The organism is Pseudomonas sp. 7SR1 (assembly GCF_900156465.1).
GTDB lineage: Bacteria > Pseudomonadota > Gammaproteobacteria > Pseudomonadales > Pseudomonadaceae > Aquipseudomonas.
This window is the reverse complement of record NZ_LT707064.1, coordinates 1099578-1123076: the sequence shown is the minus strand read 5'-3', so window position 1 is coordinate 1123076 and position 23499 is coordinate 1099578. Positions and strand designations below refer to the sequence as shown.

The 23499-nt window shown below is 63.0% G+C and carries 22 protein-coding genes and 1 pseudogene; 3 read left to right on the top strand and 20 right to left on the bottom strand.

Features of this window, described 5'->3' with window-relative positions:
• Positions 1 to 62: 62 nt before the first annotated feature.
• The 10 genes and pseudogenes from BW992_RS05135 to ubiE form a co-directional block, all read right to left on the bottom strand.
• Positions 63 to 1967, bottom strand: a complete 1905-nt coding sequence (locus BW992_RS05135) for a methyl-accepting chemotaxis protein (RefSeq protein ID WP_072397957.1) — start codon at positions 1965 to 1967, stop codon at positions 63 to 65.
• Between the two features lie 99 nt (positions 1968 to 2066).
• The gene (locus tag BW992_RS05130; RefSeq protein WP_072431670.1) at positions 2067 to 2774 is read right to left on the bottom strand and encodes a 16S rRNA (uracil(1498)-N(3))-methyltransferase; all 708 of its coding nucleotides are present in this window, start codon (positions 2772 to 2774) and stop codon (positions 2067 to 2069) included.
• Positions 2771 to 3577 carry a twin-arginine translocase subunit TatC gene (gene tatC, locus BW992_RS05125; RefSeq protein ID WP_076405718.1) on the bottom strand — a complete coding sequence of 269 codons (807 nt, stop codon included), beginning with the start codon at positions 3575 to 3577 and terminating at the stop codon, positions 2771 to 2773. The genes BW992_RS05130 and tatC overlap by 4 nt, the downstream gene beginning before the upstream one ends.
• Complete coding sequence (gene tatB / locus BW992_RS05120) at positions 3574 to 3999, bottom strand: Sec-independent protein translocase protein TatB (protein ID WP_072431668.1); 426 nt, start codon at positions 3997 to 3999, stop codon at positions 3574 to 3576. The genes tatC and tatB overlap by 4 nt, the downstream gene beginning before the upstream one ends.
• A gap of 10 nt (positions 4000 to 4009) precedes the next feature.
• A complete protein-coding gene (locus BW992_RS05115) occupies positions 4010 to 4297 on the bottom strand; it encodes a twin-arginine translocase TatA/TatE family subunit (protein WP_053147776.1) in 288 nt (95 codons plus the stop codon).
• A gap of 24 nt (positions 4298 to 4321) precedes the next feature.
• Positions 4322 to 4654, bottom strand: coding sequence for a phosphoribosyl-ATP diphosphatase (locus BW992_RS05110; protein WP_003186671.1), 333 nt, complete (start codon positions 4652 to 4654; stop codon positions 4322 to 4324).
• Positions 4647 to 5045: a phosphoribosyl-AMP cyclohydrolase gene (gene hisI, locus BW992_RS05105; RefSeq protein ID WP_046064118.1), complete on the bottom strand. Its 399-nt coding sequence runs from the start codon at positions 5043 to 5045 to the stop codon at positions 4647 to 4649. The genes BW992_RS05110 and hisI overlap by 8 nt, the downstream gene beginning before the upstream one ends.
• Positions 5046 to 5157: 112 nt before the next feature.
• Positions 5158 to 6762, bottom strand: coding sequence for a ubiquinone biosynthesis regulatory protein kinase UbiB (gene ubiB / locus BW992_RS05100; protein WP_072397961.1), 1605 nt, complete (start codon positions 6760 to 6762; stop codon positions 5158 to 5160).
• Positions 6759 to 7383: pseudogene (locus tag BW992_RS05095) on the bottom strand (ubiquinone biosynthesis accessory factor UbiJ). The gene ubiB and the pseudogene BW992_RS05095 overlap by 4 nt, the downstream one beginning before the upstream one ends.
• Positions 7383 to 8153 (bottom strand): bifunctional demethylmenaquinone methyltransferase/2-methoxy-6-polyprenyl-1,4-benzoquinol methylase UbiE, encoded by a 771-nt coding sequence (gene ubiE / locus BW992_RS05090; protein ID WP_072397963.1) that lies wholly within the window; start codon positions 8151 to 8153, stop codon positions 7383 to 7385. Before ubiE ends, BW992_RS05095 begins: the two are co-directional and overlap by 1 nt.
• Positions 8154 to 8309: 156 nt before the next feature.
• Here ubiE and BW992_RS05085 point away from each other — a divergent pair, with 156 nt between their 5' ends.
• From BW992_RS05085 to BW992_RS05075, 3 genes are all read left to right on the top strand, one after another.
• The gene (locus BW992_RS05085) at positions 8310 to 8585 is read left to right on the top strand and encodes a polyhydroxyalkanoic acid system family protein (RefSeq protein WP_072397964.1); all 276 of its coding nucleotides are present in this window, start codon (positions 8310 to 8312) and stop codon (positions 8583 to 8585) included.
• Between the two features lie 266 nt (positions 8586 to 8851).
• Positions 8852 to 9274, top strand: a complete 423-nt coding sequence (locus tag BW992_RS05080; protein ID WP_072397965.1) for a phasin family protein — start codon at positions 8852 to 8854, stop codon at positions 9272 to 9274.
• A 10-nt stretch (positions 9275 to 9284) separates the two neighbouring features.
• Entirely contained in the window at positions 9285 to 10202 is a 918-nt protein-coding gene (locus BW992_RS05075; protein WP_076405716.1) for a phasin family protein, read from the top strand.
• A gap of 98 nt (positions 10203 to 10300) precedes the next feature.
• Here the strand turns inward: BW992_RS05075 and BW992_RS05070 are convergent, their stop codons facing one another.
• The 10 genes from BW992_RS05070 to BW992_RS05025 form a co-directional block, all read right to left on the bottom strand.
• Positions 10301 to 10921: a TetR/AcrR family transcriptional regulator gene (locus BW992_RS05070; protein ID WP_076405714.1), complete on the bottom strand. Its 621-nt coding sequence runs from the start codon at positions 10919 to 10921 to the stop codon at positions 10301 to 10303.
• Positions 10922 to 10978: 57 nt separating this feature from the next.
• On the bottom strand, positions 10979 to 12661 hold the full coding sequence (gene phaC, locus BW992_RS05065) for a class II poly(R)-hydroxyalkanoic acid synthase (RefSeq protein WP_072397968.1): 1683 nt from the start codon (positions 12659 to 12661) through the stop codon (positions 10979 to 10981).
• Between the two features lie 156 nt (positions 12662 to 12817).
• Complete coding sequence (gene phaZ, locus BW992_RS05060; protein WP_072397969.1) at positions 12818 to 13675, bottom strand: poly(3-hydroxyalkanoate) depolymerase; 858 nt, start codon at positions 13673 to 13675, stop codon at positions 12818 to 12820.
• 198 nt (positions 13676 to 13873) lie between these two features.
• Positions 13874 to 15553: a class II poly(R)-hydroxyalkanoic acid synthase gene (gene phaC / locus BW992_RS05055; RefSeq protein ID WP_072397970.1), complete on the bottom strand. Its 1680-nt coding sequence runs from the start codon at positions 15551 to 15553 to the stop codon at positions 13874 to 13876.
• 275 nt (positions 15554 to 15828) lie between these two features.
• On the bottom strand, positions 15829 to 16206 hold the full coding sequence (locus BW992_RS05050) for a gamma-butyrobetaine hydroxylase-like domain-containing protein (protein ID WP_072397971.1): 378 nt from the start codon (positions 16204 to 16206) through the stop codon (positions 15829 to 15831).
• A 167-nt stretch (positions 16207 to 16373) separates the two neighbouring features.
• Positions 16374 to 17711 (bottom strand): ATP-dependent protease ATPase subunit HslU, encoded by a 1338-nt coding sequence (hslU, locus tag BW992_RS05045; protein WP_072397972.1) that lies wholly within the window; start codon positions 17709 to 17711, stop codon positions 16374 to 16376.
• Positions 17712 to 17765: 54 nt separating this feature from the next.
• On the bottom strand, positions 17766 to 18296 hold the full coding sequence (gene hslV / locus BW992_RS05040; RefSeq protein WP_072397973.1) for an ATP-dependent protease subunit HslV: 531 nt from the start codon (positions 18294 to 18296) through the stop codon (positions 17766 to 17768).
• 157 nt (positions 18297 to 18453) lie between these two features.
• The gene (locus BW992_RS05035; RefSeq protein ID WP_072397974.1) at positions 18454 to 19149 is read right to left on the bottom strand and encodes an SPOR domain-containing protein; all 696 of its coding nucleotides are present in this window, start codon (positions 19147 to 19149) and stop codon (positions 18454 to 18456) included.
• Position 19150: 1 nt separating this feature from the next.
• Complete coding sequence (gene argS, locus BW992_RS05030; protein ID WP_072431664.1) at positions 19151 to 20887, bottom strand: arginine--tRNA ligase; 1737 nt, start codon at positions 20885 to 20887, stop codon at positions 19151 to 19153.
• 195 nt (positions 20888 to 21082) lie between these two features.
• A complete protein-coding gene (locus BW992_RS05025) occupies positions 21083 to 23302 on the bottom strand; it encodes a primosomal protein N' (protein WP_076405712.1) in 2220 nt (739 codons plus the stop codon).
• Between the last annotated feature and the right edge of the window lie 197 nt (positions 23303 to 23499).

The window sequence follows — 23499 nt, the reverse complement described above, 5'->3', positions numbered from 1 at the left end:
CACGCTTCCCATAGGATGCACCGGGCGAGGGCGCCCAGGACGGGCGCCTCGCTACGAGGGGATCAAACCTTGAATCGCCCCACCAGCGTCTGCAAGTGCACGCCCAATCGCGCCAGTTCGGCACTGGAGGCGGCGGTTTCTTCGCTGGACGATGCCGTTTGCTCCGAGACATCGCGCACGTTGAGCACGCTGCGGTTGATCTCCTCGGCCACGGCGCTCTGCTGCTCGGCGGCGGCAGCGATCTGCTGGTTCATCGACTGGATGGCCGAGACCGTGCGGGTAATGTTCTCCAGGGAACCGCCGGCGCGGCGGGTCAGTTCGACGCTGCTGTCGGTCAGGCTGCGGCTGTTGTCCATGATGGTCGCGACCTGCTCGGTGCCGTTCTGCAGCCCCAGGATCAGCTCTTCGATTTCCTCGGTGGACTTCTGGGTGCGCTGGGCCAGGCTGCGGACTTCATCGGCGACCACTGCGAAACCACGTCCGGCTTCACCGGCGCGGGCGGCCTCGATGGCGGCGTTGAGCGCCAGCAGGTTGGTCTGCTGGGCCACGGACTTGATCACGTCCAGCACGCTGCCGATCTTGTCGCTTTCGCGCTTCAAGTCGCCCATGGCGGCGGTGGAGTTGCCGACTTCCAGCGCCAGACGCTCGATCTGGGCGATGGCTTCGCCCACCACCTTGTCGCCTTCACGGGCCTGCTGGTCGGCGGCGACGGCAGCCTCCGAGGCTTCCTCGGCGTTGCGTGCCACTTCCTGCACCGTGGCGGTCATTTCGTGCATGGCGGTGGCAACCTGATCGGTCTCCACTTTCTGGCTGTTGACGCCGGCACTGGTTTGCTCGGTCACGGCCGAAAGCTGTTCGGCGGCGCTGGCGATCTGAGTGACGCCTTCGCCGATGCCCCCGATCAGTTGCCGAAGGCCCACGGTCATGCTTTGCATGGCCCGTTGCAGCTGGCCGAGTTCGTCGCGGCGATCGGAGGTGAGGTTGTGGGTCAGGTCACCGGCGGCCACGCGTTCGGCCACCGTCAGCGTCTGGGCCAGCGGGCCGACGATCTGCCGGGTAATGAAGGTGGCGGCAATCACCCCGAACAGCAACGCCAACGCGGCAGCGGCAATCAGGACGGTCTTGGCCTGGGCCGCGTCGTGGTCACGCACGGCGGTCTGGGATACGGTCAGTTTCTGGCTGGCGTCGATCAACACCTGGCCTTGCTCGGTCATGCGCTGTTGCGCGGCGGCGTTGTCGATCTGCGAGTCGCGGAACTGGGCCACGGCCGCGCGGTAGAGATTGAACGAGTCGTTGGCCTGCTGCAGGTTGGCGGCGTGTTCGGCTGGCAACTGATCGGGCAGGCGTGCAAGCAGCTTCAGGACGTTATCGATGGCATCGAGAGCAGGTTGCTGGGCATCGCTCTTGCCGCTGTAGGTGTAGCCGCGAACCTGGTAGCGCGCTTGCTGGATCGCTTTGCTCAGGGTGACCACGCTATTGAATTGAGTGACATCGCCGGCTTGCAGCGCCGCTTTCTCCACTTCGGCGACGCGGGCCACGGCGTTGTCGGCGCTGGCGCCCAGCTTGCTGCGTGCATCTTCACGGTTGACGGTGGCCCGGGTCATCAGGGCAAAGGCGCCCTTGTATTCGGCGACGGCGGCCAGTTGCTTGTCGATCAGCGCCACATCGGCCGGTTGTTCGATCAACTGGCGGGCGGTATTGAGCCCGGCTTCCAGCTTGCCAAGCAGGTCGTTGACCTGCTGCGGCCCTTTCTCGCCCCGTGTGGTGTTGTAGTCGATGCTCGCCAGGTTCAGGTCCTTGCTCAAGTCGTTGAGACTGGCAATGAACCCCAGCTTGTCGCCCCGGCTGATGACATTGCCCAGGCTGCTCCAGCCGGTGAAGGCAATCATCAACGTGAGGAACAGCACCAGGCCGAAGCCTGCGCCGAGTTTGCGATTAACGCTTACATTTCCAAGCCACCGGAACATGCTGTCACTCCCCTGGAGCATTGAATTGGTTTTATGGGGACTGTATCGGCGGCTCGGCAGGGATCTGTAGAAATGAACTGAAGATCGTGAAATGGGGGATCAGAACAGCCGAGCGAGCAGCGCCGTGACCGCGGTCTCGACCCGCAGGATTCGCTCGCCCAACTGCACCGGTTGCAGGCCGGCCTTGGCCAGCAGGTCGACTTCGTAGGGGATCCAGCCGCCTTCCGGGCCGATCGCCAGGGTGACGGGTTCTGTCAGCGCCCGGGGGCAGGGGGGGTAGTTGCCGGGATGACCGACCAGGCCCAGGGTGCCATTGGTCAGGGCCGGCAGGCGGTCTTCGACGAAGGGCTTGAAGCGTTTCTCGATGATGACTTCAGGCAGCACGCTGTCCCTGGCCTGTTCCAGGCCGAGGATCAGCTGTTCGCGAATGGCCTCGGGCTCCAGGAACGGGGTCTGCCAGAAGCTTTTCTCCACCCGGTAGCTGTTCACCAGCACCACGCGCGGCACGCCCATGCTGGCGATGGTCTGGAAAACCCGCCGGAGCATTTTTGGGCGCGGCAGCGCCAGCACCAGGGTCAGCGGCAGCTTGGCCGGCGGCGGCTGGTCCAGGGTCACATGCAGTTCGGCTTCGCGGGGTTCCAGGCGCAGTACCTGGGCGGAGCCCATCGACCCACCGATGCGTCCCACCCGCAGGCTGTCGCCGACGGCGCTGCGGTGGACGTCCTGCATGTGCGTCAGCCGGCGATCGTTGAGGACGACCCGGTCCGGCCCGATGAAGTCGGTCTCTTCGAGCAGCAGCAGGTTCACGCTTGGGTCGCTGGCGGCTGATCGTTATTGTCGTCGGCCGATTGTTCGTCCGCCTCGTCGTCCGGATGCTCGCTGCGCTTGCGCACCAGGCCACCGAACAGCACGCCGACTTCGAACAGCAGCCACATCGGGACCGCCAGGAGGGTCTGGGAGAAGATGTCCGGCGGCGTCAGGATCATGCCGACCACGAAGCAGCCGATGATCACGTACGGACGGATCTTCTTCAGGTATGCCACGTCCACCACGCCGATCCAGACCAGCAGCACCACCGCCACGGGAATTTCGAACGCCACGCCGAAGGCGAAGAACAGCGTCATGACGAAGTCCAGGTAGCTGGTGATGTCGGTCATCATCTCGACGCCGGACGGGGTCGCGGCGGCGAAGAACTTGAAGATCAGTGGGAACACCAGGAAGTAGGCGAAGGCCATCCCTGTGTAGAACAGCAGGATGCTGGACACCAGCAGCGGCACGGCGATGCGTTTTTCATGCTTGTACAGGCCTGGCGCAATGAAGCCCCAGACCTGGTGCAGGATCACGGGAATCGCCAGGAACAGCGAGACCATCATCGTCAGTTTCAGCGGCGTCAGGAAAGGCGACGACACGTCGGTGGCGATCATCGTCGCGCCTTCCGGCAGGTACTGGCGCAGCGGCGTGGAGACGAAGGTGTAGATCTGCTGGGTAAAGGCAAACAGCCCGGCGAAGATGATGAATACCGCCGCGACACAACGCAGCAGGCGGGTGCGCAACTCGGTGAGGTGCGATACCAGCGGCATTGGCTGGTCGTTCTCTGGGATATCGCTCATGGGGCTCGCGGCGGCAAAGTAGGGTCGTTGGGAGCGGCGGACGCTGGCACCGTCGGGGCAGGTTCCGTCGATCTTGCGGGCTCGGCCACTGCCGGCGCGGTGTCACCCACCTGGGGCTGGGCCTGGGGCGCGTTCGCCGGCTCGACTGCCGGCTGGACCGGCGTCGGCTCCTGCTGGGTCGGCGTGAAGATTTTCCGCGCTTCCTGCTCGAGGGACAGAATGTGTTCGTTGTGAAGTTGCCGACGGATTTCGTCGGCACCGATCTCACGCTCAACTTCCTGTTTGATCGCATTGAAGCTGCGCTTCAGACGGCCGATCCACAGGCCGGCGGTGCGCGCAGCACCCGGCAGGCGCTCGGGGCCCAGCACCAGCAGGGCGACGAGACCGACGAGCAGCAGTTCAGTGAAGCTGATCCCAAACATTAGTCAGTGCTCACGAGTCTTTGCGGGTCGGCTCTTCGACTTTCTGTGCCTGCACATCGATGGTGTGTGGCGCATTCACCGGCTGGGCCGCCTGGGGGTGTACCGGCTGTGTCGGCTGCACGGGCTGGGCGGGAGCCGCCGTCGGGTCGGCCGGTTTTTCGTCGTCGTTCATGGCCTTGCGAAAGCCCTTGATCGACTCGCCCACGTCGGTGCCGAGGTTTTTCAGTTTCTTGGTACCGAATACCAGCACCACGACTACCAGGATGACGAGCCAGTGTTTCCAGTCAAAAATGCCCATGTGGCTATTCCTCTCAAAAGTTGATCAGGCGGACGGGCGCGAGGCTTTCTCGACGTGCCCGGACAGACCGAAGCGACGGTCCAGTTCATCCAGTACGGCCTGTGGATGCTGTCCCAGTTGGGCCAGCATGACCAGGCTGTGGAACCACAGGTCGGCGGTCTCGTAGATCACGTCGCTGCAGTCGCCGCTGATGGCGGCGTCCTTGGCGGCGATGATGGTCTCGACCGATTCCTCGCCGACTTTTTCCAGAATCTTGTTCAGGCCCTTGTGGTACAGGCTGGCGACATAGGAGCTGTCGGCCGCGGCGCCTTTGCGCTCTTCCAGCACCTGGGCCAGGCGGGTCAGGGTGTCACTCATGGGTATGTCCTGAATAAATGGCGTGCGGGTCCTTGAGCACCGGGTCGACGGTTTTCCAGTCGCCGTTCTCGAAGACGCGATAGAAGCAGCTTTGACGGCCGGTGTGGCAGGCAATCTCACCGACCTGCTCGACCATCAGGATGATGACGTCGCCGTCGCAGTCCAGGCGCATCTCATGCAGGTGCTGCACATGCCCGGACTCTTCACCCTTGCGCCACAGCTTGCCACGGGAACGTGACCAATAGATGGCGCGGTTCTCGGCAGCGGTCAGGGCCAGTGCCTCGCGGTTCATCCAGGCCATCATCAGCACGCGTCCGGTCTTGTGATCCTGGGCGATGGCCGGCACGAGGCCTTCGGCGTCCCATTTGATCTCGTCCTGCCAGTTTTTCATCGTTGGTCCTGACGGCAGCGGCAAGCTTTGCGCTTCAAGCTGCAAGTAAAAAGCAGATTTATGTATGTATGGAGCTTGTGGCTTGCAGCTTAAAGCTTGCGGCTGATTCCTGCTATCGGCGAACGACCAGATACAGACCGACCACCATCATGACAATGGCGGGCCAATGCCCCAGCTCGCTCAGTGGTCCACCGGCCGCCACCACCGCGCCGCCACCCAGGTGCGCGGCACCGAGCAGGCGCAGGAACCAGTCGTCCTTGCGTCGTTTCCAGGGGGGCGATGGATCCTGGGCATGGGGTTGGGACATGCGCTCGAGCAGGTCTCGGGTCATGTTGGCCAGGTGCGGGATCTGCTCGAACTGGCTCTGCACGTTGCCCAGCAAGGTCTTGGGACTGACGCGTTCGCGCATCCAGCGTTCCAGGAAAGGCTGGGCGGTGTTCCACAGGTCGAGGTCCGGGTACAGCTGGCGACCGAGGCCTTCGATGTTCAACAGGGTTTTCTGCAGCAGTACCAGTTGCGGCTGGACCTCCATGTTGAAGCGACGCGCGGTCTGGAACAGGCGCATCAGCACCTGACCGAATGAAATATCTTTTAACGGTTTTTCGAAGATCGGCTCGCACACGGTACGGATCGCCGCTTCGAATTCGTTGAGCTTGGTCTCGGCCGGTACCCAGCCGGAGTCGATGTGCAACTGGGCGACGCGGCGGTAGTCACGCTTGAAGAACGCGAAGAGGTTGCGGGCCAGGTAATCCTGGTCTTCGGGTGTCAGGCTGCCGACGATGCCGCAGTCGATGGCAATGTACTGCGGGCTCCAGGGCTGCACAGTGCTGACGAAGATGTTGCCCGGGTGCATGTCGGCATGGAAAAAACTGTCGCGGAACACCTGGGTGAAGAAGATTTCCACGCCGCGTTCGGCCAAAAGCTTCATGTCGGTGCGCTGGTCGGCCAGGGTCGCCAGGTCGGTCACCTGGATCCCGTAGATGCGCTCCATCACCAGCACTTTCGGGCGGCACCAGTCCCAGTAGACCTGCGGCACGTAGAGCAACGGCGAGCCTTCGAAGTTGCGCCGCAACTGGCTGGCGTTGGCGGCCTCGCGCAGCAGGTCGAGTTCGTCGTAGATGGTTTTCTCGTAGTCCTGGACCACGTCCACCGGATGCAGCAGGCGCGCATCGGCCGACAGCCGCTCGGCGGCGCGGGCGAGGATGAACAGCCACGCCAGGTCTTGGGCAATGATCGGCTTGAGACCCGGGCGGATGACCTTGACCACCACCTCTTCACCGCTCTTGAGCTGCGCGGCATGGACCTGGGCCACCGACGCCGAGGCCAGCGGTTCGACGTCGAAGCGACTGAACACTTCGCTGACCTTCCTGCCCAGTTGCTCCTCGATCAGCGCCACCGACAGTTTGGAATCGAACGGTGGTACGCGATCCTGCAGCAGCATGAGTTCGTCAGCGATGTCCTCGGGCAGCAGGTCGCGCCGGGTGGAAAGGATCTGGCCGAACTTGATGAAGATCGGCCCCAGGTCCTGCAAGGCCAGGCGCAGGCGCGCACCGCGACTCAGCTCCAGCGTGCGACGGGGAAACCAACGCCAGGGCAGCACGAAACGCAGTGCCAGCAGGAACCAGGGCAGCGGCAGGGCGAACAGCAGGTCATCGAGGCGGTAGCGGATCACGACGCGCTGGATGCGCAACAGACGGCGGACGGCAAGCAGCTTCATGCGTTATCGCTTGGGTTCAAGGGATCGGGAAAGGCGCTCGAAACGCGCCTCGAGTCGGTCCAGATCGAGTTTGATCCGGTCCAGTTCACTAAAACGGGCTTCGGCTTCGCGGCGGCCAACAAGCGTACGCGATTCCTCGGCCAGGTATTCGCTCAGATTCTGCCCCAGGCTGGCAAAGCCCTGGCGGTACCAGCGGGTGCGGCTGCGCAGGTGGCTGCCGAGCAATTGCGTGGCCACCGGGCCGAGCCAGCGGGACAGTTCGTATTCCCAGTCCAGTTCCAGGTCCTGGAGAATCTTCGCCAGTTCCAGCAGCACGCCACTGTCGCCGTCCAGCTCCACGTCGGGGCTGTGCAGCACCGCTGTCTTGTCCTTGCTCAAGGCCAGGTTCAGCAGGCTCGATGCCGGGGCGCGCAGGGTGCAGTCCGCCTCGGCTTCCCAGTGGGCGGCGAGCATCAGGCCTTCGTCGCTGGGCAGGATGAACAGCCGCAAGGCCGGGCTGCGGCAGTCCACGGCGATCACCCTGCCGCTCAGGTGCGTCAGGCGCGCCAGCGCCGTGCTGTCCAGGCGCAGGACCCGGTTGATGCCGAGTTCGACGCTGGCGAGCAGGCCGGTGAGCAGCATCAGGGCTTGATACCGCGGTGCAGGGCCACGATGCCCGAAGTCATGTTGTGATAGGTCACGCGGTCGAAACCGGCCTCGACCATCATTGACTTCAGGGTTTCCTGGTCCGGGTGCATGCGGATCGATTCGGCCAGGTAGCGATAGCTTTCCGCGTCGTTGGTGATCAGCTTGCCCATCAGCGGCATGAAGGCGAACGAGTAAGCGTCGTAGGCCTTGGACATCAACGCGTTGGTCGGCTTGGAGAACTCCAGCACCAGCAGGCGACCGCCGGGCTTGAGCACGCGCAGCATCGAGCGCAGGGCGTCTTCCTTGTGGGTGACGTTGCGCAGGCCGAAGGCGATGGTCACGCAGTCGAAATGGTTGTCGGGGAACGGCAGCTTCTCGGCGTCGGCCTGGACGAATTCGACGTTGCCGGCCACACCCAGGTCCAGCAGGCGGTCGCGGCCGACCTTGAGCATGGATTCGTTGATGTCGGCGAGCACCACCTGGCCGGTCGGGCCGACGATGTGGGAGAACTTCTTCGTCAGGTCACCCGTGCCGCCGGCGATATCCAGCACGCGGTTGCCGCTGCGCACCCCCGACAGTTCGATCGCGAAACGCTTCCACAGACGATGCATGCCGCCGGAGAGCAGGTCGTTCATCAAGTCATATTTGGCGGCTACCGAGTGGAAAACCTCAGCGACTTTTTCCGCCTTCTGGCTTTCCGGCACGTTCTTGAAGCCGAAGTGAGTGGTGGGTTCGGCATCGCTGCCTTTGCGCTGATCAGTCATATCGCTGTCACCAAAAAAGAATGCGGGACATTCTAATCCCCGGTGAAGGGCTTTGTCTTGGCAAGGCTGAAGGTAAGATGAACCACCGCCGGGACGTTTTGACGCAGTCAGGGTCAGAAGCTTACCGGCAAGTCCCGATAAAACAGGAGTCATCCGATGGCCCGTATAACGGTTGAACGTGCCCATGGCCTGGGCAAGGAAGCGGCACGAGAGAAAGCCGACAAGCTGGCGCAGAAGTTGTCCGACAGCTATGGACTGGAACCGCAGTGGGAAGGCGATACCCTGAAACTCAAGCGCTCCGGGGTCAAGGGCGAAGTGCATGTAGGCGAGGATTCGATCCGCGTCGATGTGGAACTGGGCATGTTGATGTCGGCCATGAGCGGCACGATCAAGAGCGAAATCGAAAAGGCGCTGGATAAGGCGTTGGCTTGATCGACCGAAAGGGCGGTGAATGCAAAGTTGAAATTCACCACCCCACCCAGCGGGAGCGAGCTTGCTTGCGATTGCATTGTTCCAGTCACATCAAGTTTGGCTGACACTGCGCCATCGCCAGCAGGTTCGCTCTCACAGGGAAATCATCGTCATCCGGATTTGTGTTCCGTTGTTAGGGTGCCGTTTCTAATTATTGTCACTACTTTTGCCCTGAGCCCGACCCCCAGCGGGCCGTTCATCCCATCTGTTTTCCAGTGAGGTGCACCATGGCCAAAGTTGTTCTGAAGAAAAAAACCGACATCGAATCTTCCACCCTGAGCGACGTGAAAACCTATGCGCGCAAGATCTGGCTGGCTGGCCTGGGCGCCTATGTCAAGGTCGGACAGGAAGGTAGCGAGTACTTCCAGGAGCTGATCAAGGCGGGTGAAGTTGTTGAAACTAAAGGCAAAAAGAACATCGCCGGGAAACTTCAGGCAGCCAATAGCGAACTGAACGAAGCCAAGGCCGAAGCAAATACTTTCAAGGCCAGGGTTGAAGTTCAGCTCGATAAAGTCGAAAAGGTATTCGACGCCCGTGTTGCAAGTGCCTTGAATCGCATCGGCATTCCGTCTAAACATGACGTTGAGGCACTCTCTGCCAAGCTCGATGAGCTGACGGCATTGCTCGAACGTGTGGCGCGTAAACATTAAGGAGAACGGGATGGCTGGCAAAAAAATCACCGAAAAAGAAAGCAGCTCGTGGGCCGGGAAGATTGAAAAATATTCCCGCAAGATCTGGCTTGCTGGTTTAGGCGTGTACTCGAAGATCGACACTGACGGCAGCAAACTCTTCGAGTCCCTGGTTAAGGACGGCGAGAAGGCCGAAAAACTCACCAAGACGGCGGTCACCAAACAGGTCGATGCGGCCAAGGACTCTGCCGGGTCCGCCAAGTCGCGAATGAGCGGCGTGAAGGATCGTGCGCTGGGCAAGTGGGACGAGCTGGAAGGGGCTTTCGACAAGCGCCTGAACAGTGCGATCTCCCGCCTGGGCGTGCCGAGCAACAGTGAAGTCAAGGCGTTGCACAGCAAGGTCGATGCCCTGACCAAGCAAATCGAAAAACTCACCGGGGCCAAGGTCGCTCCGGTGGCCTCCAAGACTGCTGCGGCCAAGCCGGCTGCCAAGACGGCAGCCAAGCCACTGGTCAAGGCTGCGGCAAAAACCGCTGCCAAGCCTGCGGTGAAAGCAGCAGCCAAACCCGCGACCAAAACCGCCGCGGCCAAGCCTGCAGCCAAGGCAGCGGCCAAACCGGTAGCGGCCAAGCCAGCAGCCAAAGCGGCAGCCAAGCCTGCGACTAAACCTGCGACTAAAACAGCGGCTGCGAAACCTGCTGCCAAACCCGCAGCCAAGCCTGCCGCCAAGCCGGCGGTGAAAGCAGCCGCGAAACCCGCCGCGGCGAAAAAACCCGCAGCGAAAAAACCGGCCACGCCAAAAGCTGCCGCCCTCAAGGCGCCAACAGCGGTCGCCAAGCCTGCAGCTCCGGCAAGCGTCGCGAGCACGGCGAACTCGGCCTCGGCTCCAGCCCCGGTCGCCACCCCGACTCCAGCGCCGGCTCCATCGACGCCTACCAGTCAGTCCTGATTGCAGGACACAACGAAACGCCCGGCCTGTTCAGGTCGGGCGTTTTTGTTTGCTTGGCAGATGGGGAGCGGCGCTGAGCGGGCTTGCTCCCACAGGTGTCATTCGGGGTCTTCGAGATAGCGCAACGCCAACCGTTCGGTCGCCACCTTGGCCGACGGCGGCAGGTGCGGTGCTACCAGCATCATGATCTGGTAGACCACCAGCCGGACCTCGCCCTCGCGATCCAGTATCCGCTGGTAGTCCAGCGAGAACAGCAAGGTCAGGGTGATCTGTTCCACCAGTTGTCCAAGGGCCTGGGTATCGCTGACCAGCAGGCCCTGTGCCTTGAGCTGTGCCAGCAGGGAAGCCAGGGTTCGTTTCAGTGCATTGAGCAACTGGCGGATGCCCTTGGCCAGTTTCGGCAGGCGGCCGGCCAGGTTCGACAGGTCCTGGAACAGGAACCGGTACTGGGCCAGGCGCTCGACGATCAGGTGCAGGAACAACCAGTAGTCTTCCGGTGCCAGTTGCGCATCGGCGGGTGGATTCAGCAGCGGGGACAGTTCGGCCTGGAAACGCTCGAAGAGCCCCAGCACCAGTGGCTCCTTGCCATGGAAGTGGTAGTAGAGGTTGCCAGGGCTGATACCCAGCTCATTGGCGATTTCCAGGGTGGAAACGTTCGGCTCGCCCTTGTCGTTGAACAACTGCAGGGCGCATTCAAGGATGCGATCACGGGTCTTCATCCGGTCCTCTTGTCGATGGATTGCCACGGCCGATGAGCAGGCCGCACGTCGTGGCCTTCAGCGCACACGTACATAGGTGCCTGGCGCCGCGTCCATAGGCGGGTAATTCGCATTGCCCAAGGTCATCTGGGTTTCCCGTCGGGCCCCGGAGCGCTCCTGGATCCAGCCCAGCCACTGAGGCCACCAGCTGCCCTCGACGTGTTTTGCATCGTAGTACCAGGCCCGTGGATCGCCGCTCAGTTTCGGATTCTCGACGTAGTTGGCCTTGGGGCTGCCGGGCGGGTTGATGATGCTCTGGATATGGCCGCTGTTGGACAGCACGAAGCGGCGCTCACCGCCCAACAGCAGCGTCGAGCGATACACCGCATCCCAGGGCGTGATGTGGTCGTTGATACCGGCCACGCTGAAGCTGTCCACGGTCACCTTCTGCAGGTCGATCGGCGTACCGCACACTTCGAGCCCGCCGGGGCGGGTCAGCGGGTTGTGCTTGAAGAAATCCAGAAGGTCGCCGTGATAGGCCGCCGGTAGCCGTGTGGAGTCGTTGTTCCAGTAGAGAATGTCGAAGGCCGGCGGCTCCTTGCCCAGCAGGTAGTTGTTGACGAAGTAGTTCCAGATCAGGTCGTTGGGACGCATCCAGGCGAATACCCGGGCCATGTCCCGGCCATCGAGCACACCCTTCTGGTAGGAGCGGCGCTTGGCGGCTTCGAGGGTCTGCTCGTCGATGAACAGCGTGGCCGGGCTGTCGATCGCACTGTCCAGCAAGCTGACCAGGTATGTGGCGCTGGCGACCCGGCGCAGTTGGCGCTTGGCTTGCAGATGGCCTTGCAGGGCCGCGATGATCAGCCCGCCGGCGCACGCACCCATCAGGTTGACGTCGCGGGCGCCGGTGATCGCCCGGCAGGCGTTCATCGCTTCTTCCGTCGCCTCGACATAACTGGACAGGCCCCATTCGCGGTGACGCACGTCGGGGTTGCGCCAACTGATGATGAACACCTGCAAATCGTTTTTCAGTGCGTATTGGACGAGGCTGTTGGAAGGGCTCAGGTCGAAGATGTAGAACTTGTTGATCTGGGGCGGCACGATCAGCAATGGCTTGGCGTATTGCTTTTCGCTCATGGGCCGGTACTGGATCAGCTCCAGCATCTCGTTTCGAAACACCACCGCGCCCTGCGTGTTCGCCAGGGTCTTGCCCACTTCGAAGGCATGGGGGCTGATTTGCCGGGGCATCCCGTCATTGTGCAGCAGGTCGTCGAACAGATGGCTGATGCCACGCACCAGGCTGTTGCCGCCGGAGTTGAAGAACTCCTTGACGGCCAGCGGGTTGAGCAAGGTGTTGGAAGGAGACACGGCATCGTTGAGCAGGGCGAAGGCGAAGTGAGCGCGGGCGCGGTCATCGGCGCTCATGTCGCATTCGTCGATCCAGCTCTTCACCTGTTTCTGCCAGCTCAGGTAGGCCTGCAGGCTCCGGCGATAGAAAGGGTTGAGCTGCCAGGTGGGATCGGCGAAGCGTTTGTCGTGCGGGCTGGTGGGGTGCAGGGTTTCCCCCAGCAGGACGCGTCCCAGCTGACCGCCCAGCTTCAATGCGTGCCGGGCACTGTGCACCGGGTTGCGCAGGCCATGGGCGGCGACGCTGCGCAAGGTAGACAGCAGGTCCCTGCCCCGCAGGCCGGTGACCGCACTTTGTGCGTTCATGAAGTTGGCGGGGACGGGCATCGAATCTTTCGTCGGCTTGTCGCGCATCAGTCAACTCCTTCGTCATCAGGCTGAGGCTCTGGATGAAAAGTGCTTGCGCAACCCGTCATGCAAAGCCCGAAAACAAACACTCCGAACCAGACAACATAGCCGCTGTTTCGGAAGTTGCGCGCTTCGGCGTCCTGCCTCGCGCGACAGGCGGTGTCAGCCGCCACCGTGCGGCGAGGGATGCGGATGCATGACCGCCCGCTGACGTTCTTCCTGCAGAAACTTCATGATGATGGGGGCCACGGCCTCGGCCCGGGTAATCAGGAACAGATGGCCGTCATCGATGATGTGCAACTGGGCATTGGGAATGCGCCAGGCCAGCAGGCGCATGTTGATCAAAGGGATCAGTGGGTCGTCGTCGCCGGCCAGGACCAGGGTCGGCTGATGGATCTTGTGCAGCCAGTGGATACTGGTCCAGCCCAGGCCGGCGAACAGTTGCCAGTAATAACCGAGCTTGCCCGCCGAGCGGACCCTGGCCGCATGGCTGGTGGCCAGGTGCGGGTCGCGGCGGAACGAGCCGCCGTAGATCAGCGGGGCGATGCGCAACACGTGCGATGGCTGAACGTAGCGACGCGGACTTGCCATCATCCACAGCACCTTCGGTTTGCCGGGCACCATCACCGCCCCGGCGGCGGTGGCCGCCAGGATCAGCTTTTTGCAGCGCTCCGGATAATCGTGGGCGAACTGCTGGGCCAGGGCTCCGCCCCAGGACACACCGACCACGCTCACCTGCCCGTAGTCGAGATAGTCGAGCATCCGCGCGGCGAGCTTTGCCAGGCCCGGGAAGCGATACGGGCGGCTGGGCGTCGACGATCCACCCACTCCGGGGACGTCGAAGGCGATGACCTCCAGGTCCGGATCCAGGGCCTCGATAAACGGAAATACCAGCTCCAGGTTGGCCCCGATGCCGTTGAAAATCAGCAGAGGCGTCAAGTGAGGCTTGCCGGGACGTACCGCGGTGCGCAAGGTCTGGCCATCCAGATCGACGGTACGGAAGATGTACGGTTGCGGCATGCTTCAAGCCCTGTGGGTTGGGTCACTGTCATTCATTTTTTCCCGGATCCCCTGTGGGAGCGAGCAAGCTCGCTCCCACAGGGGGGCGCTGTGAACATGGGTTCTATGTTCGCCAGTGCTGTGGGCCTTGCATTCAGTGTCGGCTGGCGGGATATATTCGTGAGCCATCCCACCCCCGCAGCAGACGAGTTGCCTCAATCACCGCTCGTGCACATACGTGCCAGGCGCCGCTTCACCCGCCGGATAGGTCTTGTTGCCCAGCACGCTGGGTGCCTTTTTCAGCTTGCCCGAGCGTTCGGCCTGCCAGGCCTGCCAGTGCAGCCACCAGGAGTCGGTGTGCTTGGTGGAGTTTTCCTGCCAGTCCTCGGCCTTGGCCGGCATGTCCTCGCTGGTCATGTAGCGTGACTTGGGGTTGCCCGGCGGGTTGAGGATGCTCTGGATATGGCCGCTGCTCGACAGCACGAAATCCACCTTGCCGCCGAACAGCTGCGCCGACTTGTAGCAGGATTTCCACGGGGTGATGTGGTCGTTGGTTCCGGCCAGGGCGAAGATGTCGGACGTGACCTGCTTGAGGTCGATCGGCGTGCCGCACACTTCCAGTGCATTGGGCCGGGTCAACGGGTTGGTCTTGAACATCTCGATGAGGTCGCCGTGGAACGCCGCCGGGAGCCTCGTGGTGTCGTTGTTCCAGAACAGGATGTCGAATACCGGTGGTTCGTTGCCCAGCAGGTAGTTGTTGACCCAGTAGTTCCAGATCAGGTCGTTGGGGCGCATCCAGGCGAAGACCTTGGCCATGTCGCGGCCTTCGAGCACGCCGGCCTGATAGGAGTGGCGCTTGGCGGTCTCCAGGGTCTGCTCGTCGACGAACAGCGCCACGTCGGTGTCCAGGGTGGTGTCGAGTACGCTCACCAGCAGGGTCAGGGCGTTGACCTTCTTCTCGCCGAGTGCGGCGTAATGGCCCAGCAAGGCGGTGCAGGTGATGCCGCCGGAGCAGGCGCCCAGCATGTTCACGTCCTTGCTGCCGGTGATTGCCGTGACCACATCCACTGCTTCCTTGAGGGCCTCGATGTAGGTGGACAGGCCCCATTCGCGCTGTTCCTTGGTGGGGTTGCGCCAGCTGACGATGAAGGTCTGCACATTGCTGCGCAAGCAGAAGCGCGCCAGGCTCTTGTCCGGGCTGAGGTCGAAGACATAGAACTTGTTGATCTGCGGCGGCACCACCAGCAGCGGTCGCTCATGGACTTGCTCGGTGATGGGGCGGTACTGGATCAGCTCCAGCACATCGTTGCGGAATACCACGGCGCCTTCGGTCACGCCCAGGCTCTTGCCCACCTCGAATGCGCCCATGTCGACCTGGCTCGGCATCCCGCCGTTGTGTACCAGATCCTTGGCCAGGTGGGACAGGCCGTCCAGCAGGCTCTTGCCGCCGGTTTCGAAGAAGCGCTTGACCGCCGCCGGGTTGGCCGCGGTATTGGTGGGCGCCATGGCTTCGGTCATGAGGTTGATCACGAAATGCCCGCGGCTGATGTCCTGGGGCGGGAGGTTGCTGTCATCGATCCAGGCGTGCAGCTCCTTGCGCCATGCCAGGTAGGTCTGCAGATAACGCTTGTAGAGGGGATTCTGGCTCCAGGCCGGATCGGTGAAGCGACGGTCATCGCTCGAAGGCTGCAGCTCGGATTGGCCGAACAGCACCTTCTTGAGCTCGGCGCCGAAATGGGCGACGTGCCGGGCGCTGTGCAGCGGTTGCTTGAGGGTCTGGGTCAGCACCATTCTGGCGGAGGCCAGCAGGTCTTTTCTGCGCAAGCCGACGACGGGATTCAGGCCCAGGGTATTTTCCGAGGCCTGGTTCTTCAGGTCATCGTTGTTTTTGTTGCTCATCTACGACGCTCCATTGTCAGACGAGTACCCGGACCATGCCGTAAAAGCCGCACAGCCCATGGCGGGTACGCTGCTCGGGTGACCGTTAATTCCGCATCGATCTCAATGAGGAAGCATATGCAAAGGAACTCCCCAGTTCCTTTGCAGGGAACTTGCCAGGTCCATTGGTTACCCGAGTTTGATTTTTTTCGCAAGCAGGCCAGTCATTGACCTCGCCGCGGGGGGATTCAAGCAGATGAGTCTAGAAAATGCGCCCTAAAGCGCCAGCCCTTGAGCTAGAGCATCAGCTTGACGACGGACTCGTTCGGGTCGCGGGTTTTTCCGGCCGCCTTGAGTTCGGCCAGATAATCGTTCCACAGGTCCTCCTGGCGCACCGCCAGCTGGTACAGGTAGTCCCAGGTGAACAGTCCGCTGTCATGGCCGTCGTCGAAGGTCAGTTTCAGTGCGTACTGGCCGGCCGGCTCGACCTTGGTCAGGGCAACGTTGAGCTTGCCATATTGCAGGATGGGTTTGCCGTGGCCCTGGACCTCGGCGGAAGGCGAGTGCACCCGCAGGAATTCGGCGGGCAGGTGGTACTCCTCGTCCGGCGCGTATCTGAGCGTCAGGGTCTTGGAGGCTTTGTGCAGGTTGATGGCGGTGGGGAGTTTGGTCATGGCCTGTGATCCGTCTCGGAAGGATGCCTTGATCTGCAAAAGCGACACGGTCCATATGGGAGCGAGCCTGCTCGCGATAACGGTTTGACAGTCAACTCATGGGTTGAATGTTATGCCGCCATCGCGAGCAAGCTCGCTCTCACTGGTGCCGGACATCTGTCGGTGGCTTACAGGATATACCGCGACAGGTCTTCGTTCTGCGCCAGTTCGCCCAGGTGGCTGTTGACGTACTCGGCGTCGATGCGGATCGGCGCTTCGTTGTGGGCGCTGGCCAGGTCGCCGGCGCTGAACGAAACCTCCTCGAGCAGGCGTTCCAGCAGCGTGTGCAGGCGACGGGCACCGATGTTCTCGGTCTTCTCGTTGACCTGCCAGGCGATCTGCGCCAGGCGCTTGATGCCTTCCGGCGCGAACTCGATGTTCAGGCCTTCGGTCTTGAGCAGCGCGCAGTACTGTTCGGTCAGTGATGCATGGGGCTCGCTCAGGATGCGCTCGAAGTCTTCCGGCGACAGGGCCTTGAGCTCCACACGGATCGGCAGGCGACCCTGCAGCTCCGGTACGAGGTCGCTCGGCTTGCTCAGGTGGAACGCGCCGGAGGCGATGAACAGGATGTGGTCGGTCTTGACCATGCCCAGCTTGGTGTTGACCGTGCAGCCTTCGATCAGCGGCAGCAGGTCGCGCTGCACGCCTTCGCGGGATACATCGGCGCCGCCGACATTGCCGCGCTTGGCGACCTTGTCGATCTCGTCGATGAATACGATGCCGTGCTGCTCGACTGCTTCCAAGGCCTTGGCTTTCAGTTCGTCTTCGTTGACCAGGCGGCTGGCCTCTTCATCGCGTACCAGCTTCAGCGCTTCCTTGACCTTGAGCTTGCGGCTCTTGCGCTTGCCCTTGCCCATATTGGCGAACAGGCTCTGCAGCTGGTTGGTCATCTCTTCCATGCCTGGCGGCGCGGAGATATCGACGCCGGCCATTTCGGCGACTTCGATCTCGATTTCCTTGTCGTCCAACTGGCCTTCACGCAGGCGCTTGCGGAACAGTTGGCGGGTGTTGGAATCCTGGGTCGCGGCGGAGTCGGCGTTGAAGCCCATGCGCGCCGGCGGCAGCAGCGCATCGAGAATGCGCTCTTCGGCGGCATCTTCGGCGCGGTGGCGCACCTTGGTGATTTCCTGTTCGCGCAACAGCTTGATGGCGGCATCGGCCAGGTCGCGGATGATCGACTCGACGTCGCGGCCGACATAGCCGACTTCGGTGAACTTGGTGGCTTCGACCTTGATGAACGGCGCGTTGGCGAGCTTGGCCAGGCGGCGGGCGATCTCGGTCTTGCCGACGCCGGTCGGGCCGATCATCAGGATGTTCTTGGGGGTCACTTCGACGCGCAGCTCTTCGGGCAGTTGCATCCGGCGCCAGCGATTGCGCAAGGCGATGGCTACGGCGCGCTTGGCATCGTCCTGGCCGATGATGTGACGGTTGAGTTCGTGGACGATTTCGCGGGGAGTCATGGACATGGTAATTGACGGTCCTCGAGCAGGAATGAGCCGTGGCGCTGGGCCGAAACAGGCTTATTGCGCGAGATCCTGCTCCTCAATGGTCTGGGTATGGTTGGTGAAGACACAGATGTCGCCGGCGATGCTCAAGGCAGTCTCGACGATCTCCCGGGCCGACAGGTCGGTCTTTTTCAGCAGTGCGCTGGCGGCCGCCTGGGCGTAGGCACCGCCGGAGCCCATGGCGATCAGGCCGTCTTCGGGTTCGACCACGTCGCCGTTGCCGGTGATGATCAGCGAGGCGTCCTTGTTGGCAACCGCGAGCATCGCTTCGAGGCGACTCAGGGAGCGGTCGGTGCGCCATTCCTTGGCCAGTTCGACGGCGGCACGAATCAGGTGGCCCTGATGTTTTTCAAGCTGGCCTTCGAAGCGCTCGAACAGGGTGAAAGCGTCGGCGGTGGCCCCGGCAAAACCGGCGATGACCTGGCCGTGGTACAGGCGACGGACTTTCTTCGCGTTGCCTTTCATCACGGTGTTGCCCAGTGAAACCTGGCCGTCGCCACCCATGACGACTTTGCCATCACGGCGGACTGAAACGATGGTGGTCAAGGGAAGAGTCTCCACGCAGCGGGGCGAAAATGCCCGGATGAAAACTCATATGGGGGTGGTATGGTTTTTTTCAACCGTGGGGGCCCAGAGGGGATGAGCGGTGCGTTTCGCTCATCCCCTCGCCACAGTGGGTCGCTCGGGTGGCCACCGTGTGCGATCAGCGGCTCTGGCGTTGTTGTAACAACAGGTTGCTGAAACCACTGCCAGCCAGCTGTTTCTGCGCCTTGGTCAGCTCTTCGCGATTGCTGAACGGGCCGACCAGCACCCGGTACCAGGTCTCATCCTTCACCGTGCCGGACTCCACCGACACGGACTGGCCCAGCAGGATGATCTGTGCCCGCACCTTGTCGGCATCGGCTTCCTTGCGGAAGGAGCCAGCCTGCAGAAAAAACTTCGTCACCGGGGCCGCTTTCTGCACGGGAGGGGCCGGTGGCGGCGTAATGCCGGCCAGGGCCGCCTGGGCACGGGCGGTGTCGATCTTCGCCGCTTCGGCCGGTGTCACCGGCGTGGCGGGTACTTGCGGAGTCGGCAGGGTTTTCTCCGGCACCGCCTCGGGCGGCACGATGACTTCCGATTCCGGCAGCAGGGTGTAGAAGTCGTACTTGGGCTTCACCGGTTGCGTCGGGCTCGGCGGGGTCTTGTTGGCCTCGGCGATGCGCGTGGCTTTCTGTTGCTCCTGGCGGACGCGCTTGACGTCATCGCCCTGGCCCGGCTCCAGCTTCATCAGGAACACTATGAAAGCGCCAACGGTCAGGCCGATGGCCATCCACAACCAGCCCGGAATCGGCTTCTTGGCCGGGGGCTGGTAACGACTGGCGCCGCGCTTGGGTGCAGGTTTTTTCTTGGCGGCCAACTTACATGCGCTCCAGGGTTTCCAGGCCCAGCAGTTCCAGGCCCTGCTTGAGCGTGCGCGCGGTCAGCGCGGCAAGACGCAGGCGGCTTTGCATTTGCTCGGGGGTGTCGGCGTTGAGGATCGGGCAGTTCTCGTAGAAGCTGGAGAACAGGCCGGCCACATCGTACAGATAAGCGCACAGGGTGTGTGGCGTGCCCTTGTCGGCGACGTTGTTGAGCACTTCGCCGAACTGCGCCAGCTTCGCCGCCAGCTCCTGCTCCTGTGGGGCCTGGAGCACGATCCGCCCGTCCACTTCATCGAGGCCTTTGCCGAGTTTACGGAACACGCCCGCCACACGGGTGTAGGCGTACAGCAGGTATGGCGCGGTGTTGCCTTCGAAGTTGAGCATCAGGTCGAAGTTGAAGCTGTAGTCGCTGGTGCGGTGCTTGGACAGGTCGGCGTATTTCACCGCGTCGATGCCCACCACCTTGGCGATCTTGCGCAGCTCATCCTCGGCCAGGTCCGGGTTCTTGCCCTTGACCAGGGTATAGGCGCGTTCCTGGGCTTCGGTCAGCAGGTCGATCAGCTTCACCGTGCCGCCGTCGCGAGTCTTGAAAGGGCGGCCATCGGCGCCGTTCATGGTGCCGAAGCCCATGTGCTCCATTTCCATCGGCCGGGCCACGAAACCGGCCTGGCGTGCCACTTCGAACACTTGCTGGAAGTGCAGGGCCTGGCGCTGGTCGACGAAGTACAACACCCGATCGGCCTTGAGCACGCTGTTGCGGTAGCGTACGGCGGCCAGGTCGGTGGTGGCGTACAGGTAGCCGCCGTCTGCCTTGACGATGATCACCGGCAGCGGTTCGCCGTCGGCAGTCTTGAACTGGTCGAGGAACACGCACTGGGCGCCGTTGCTTTCCACCAGCATGCCCTTGGCCTTGAGGTCATTGACCACGTTGATCAGGTCGTCGTTGTAGGCGCTTTCGCCCATGACGTCGGCCATGGTCAGCTTAACGTTCAGCAGCTCGTAGATTTTCTGGCAGTGGGACAGGGAGATGTCCTTGAACCGGGTCCACAGCGCCAGGCACTCGGCGTCGCCGGCCTGCAACTTGACCACCAGGCCGCGGGCGCGGTCGGCGAACTCGGGGGATTCGTCGAAGCGTTGCTTGGCGGCGCGGTAGAAGTTCTCCAGGTCCGACAGTTCATCGCTGGTGATGGGGTTTTCCTGCAGGTAGGCCATCAGCATGCCGAACTGGGTGCCCCAGTCGCCGACATGGTTCTGGCGAATCACGGTGTCGCCGAGGAATTCCAGTACCCGGGCCACGCCGTCGCCGATGATGGTGGAACGCAGGTGGCCGACGTGCATTTCCTTGGCGAGGTTGGGGGCCGACAGGTCCACCACGGTGCGCTGCAGCGGGCCGGCCTTGCGAACCCCGATGCGTTCGTCGGCCAGGGCCGCGTCCAGGCGCGAAGCCAGGGCCTGGGTGTTCTGGAAGAAATTGATGAACCCGGGACCGGCGATCTCCGCCTTGGAAACGTTCTCGTCGGCCGGCAGCGCGGCGATGATTTTCTCGGCCAGGTCCCGCGGCTTCATGCCGGCCGGCTTGGCCAGCATCATGGCGATGTTGCTGGCAAAGTCGCCGTGGGTCTTGTCGCGGGTGTTTTCGACCTGAATCGCCGGCGACAGGCCTTCTGGCAGCACACCTTCAGTGACGAGTTGGGCGATGGCTTGCTGGATGAGCTGGCGAATGGTGTCTTTCATGGTCTTCTCTTTCAACCGCAGGCGCGGCGGCGCTTCGATGCGCTGGTGGAAAAACTGGGCATTATCCGTGGCCCGGACGAGCTTGCCAACTGTAGCGGGTCGGTTGGGGTTGTGTGGTGACTATTCTTGCTGGCCTGGATGCACGCGATCCCCTGTGTGAGCTTGCTCCCACCGGGGGGCAGGCTTGCGGTCCATTCAATACAAGTCCACCGGGTCCACGTCCAGCGACCAGCGTACCGCCCGCCCGCTGGGCATCTGTTCCAGCACCAGCAGCCAGGCGCTCAACAGGCGGTGCAGCGGTGCCCGGGCGTTGGCCTGTAATAAAAGCTGGGCCCGGTAGCGCCCGGCCCGGCGCTCCATCGGAGCCGGTACCGGGCCCAATAGTTCGATCCCGGTGAGGTTCTGCTGGGCCAGCAAGCGCTCTGCCTCGCCACAGGCCTCGTCGAGGAAGCCTTCGGCCTGCCCGGGTTTGTGGGCTTCGGCCCGCAACAGCGCCAGGTGGGCGAACGGCGGCAGGCCGGCGCCGCGCCGTTCGCTCAATGCCTGCTCGGCGAAGGCGAAGTAGCCTTGCTCGGTCAGTTGTATCAGCAGCGGATGGTCCGCCAGGTGAGTCTGGATAATCACCTTGCCCGGCTCCTCGGCTCGTCCGGCTCGGCCCGCAACCTGGACGATCAGCTGCGCCATGCGCTCGCTGGCGCGGAAGTCGCCGGAAAACAGCCCGCCGTCGGCATCCAGGATCGCCACCAGGGTGACCCGCGGGAAATGATGCCCCTTGGCAAGCATCTGGGTGCCCACCAGGATGCACGGCTGGCCCTTCTGGATCGTGGCGAACAGGTGGTTCATCGCGTCCTTGCGCGAGGTGCTGTCGCGGTCCACCCGCAGCACCGGATAGTCGGGAAACAGGATGCCCAGCCGCTCCTCGGCGCGTTCGGTGCCAGCACCCACCGGGCGCAGGTCCACCTTGCCGCACTGCGGGCAATGCCTCGGCACGCGCTCGCTATGGCCGCAGTGGTGACAACGCAACTCCCCATGGCGCTGGTGCACGGTCATCCGCGCGTCGCAGCGTTCGCACCCGGACATCCAGCCGCAGTCGTGGCACAGCAGGGTCGGAGCGAATCCCCGGCGATTGAGGAACACCAGCACCTGTTGCCCGGCGGCCAGGGTCTGGCCGATGGCTTGTTGCATCGGGCCGCTGATGCCGCTGTCCAGCGGACGGCTTTTCACGTCCAGGCGCAGGAAGCGTGGCTGCTTGGCACCGCCGGCCCGTTCGTTCAGGCGCAGCAGGCCATAACGACCGGTGTAGGCATTGTGCAGGCTCTCCAGGGAGGGCGTCGCCGAGCCAAGGACGATGGGGATGTTTTCCTGGCGGGCGCGTACCAGCGCCAGGTCGCGGGCGTGATAGCGCAGGCCTTCCTGCTGTTTATAGGAGCCGTCGTGTTCTTCGTCGATGATGATCAGGCCGGGATTCTTCATCGGCGTGAACAGGGCCGAGCGGGTGCCGATGATGATGTCGGCCTCGCCGTCGCGGGCAGCTAGCCAGGCCTCCAGGCGCTCGCGGTCGTTGACCGCCGAGTGCACCAGGGCGATCCGGGCGTTGAAGCGTTGCTCGAAGCGCGCCAGGGTCTGCGGGCCGAGGTTGATTTCCGGGATCAGCACCAAGGCTTGCTTGCCCGCCTCCAGGGTCTGGCGGATCAACTGCAGGTAGACTTCGGTCTTGCCGCTGCCCGTGACGCCCGCGAGCAGGAACGCGTGGTAGCTGTCGAAGCCCGCGCGAATCGCCTCGCAGGCGGCCCGTTGTTCGGCATTGAGCGGTAGTTCCGGCTGGGCCAGCCAATGCTCGTGGCGGGCGCCCGGGATGTGCCTGCGCACCTCCACCTGGACCAGGCCCTTGGCCAGCAGCAAATCGAGGCTGTCCTTGCTGAGCATCAGCTTGCTCAGCAACTGATGGGCCACCCCATGGGGATGCTGGGCCAGGGTCGCCAGCGCTTCGCGTTGACGCGGGGCACGGGCGATGCGCGGATCGTCCGTGGAGGCGCCCGGCGCCACAGACCAGAACCGTTCCTGGCGCGCCTCGGCCGGCTCACCCTGGCGCAGCAGCACCGGCAGTGCCCAGCTCAAGGTGTCGCCGAGGCTGTGCTGATAATACTGGGCGGTCCACAGGCACAACTTGAACAGCGACGCCGGCAGCGGTGGCGTGGCATCGAGCAGCGCCAGGGCCGGCTTGAGCTTGTCGGCCGGGACCTCGCTGTGATCGGTGACTTCCACCAGGATGCCGATCATCTCCCGCCGGCCGAACGGTACCCGCAAGCGCATGCCGGGTTGCAACCGGTCATGCGGGACCCCGGCCGGAGCGCGGTAGTCGAACAGTCGGCGCAGGGGCGAAGGCAGGGCGAGGCGCAGGATGGCGTCGGACACGCGAGGTCTCGATAAACAGAAAAATGGCGGAAAGCTTGGCACAACCCTTGTGGGAGCGAGGGTGTGCATGAGGGCGCGAGCCTAGCAGACGGTTGGTACAAGCGACAGCTTGCGTCATTGTCGATGTCTGGTAGAATCCGCGCCCTAATTACGTGCGGTATTCAACAATAGTGTTGGGTGGCGGCACGCTAGCCTGA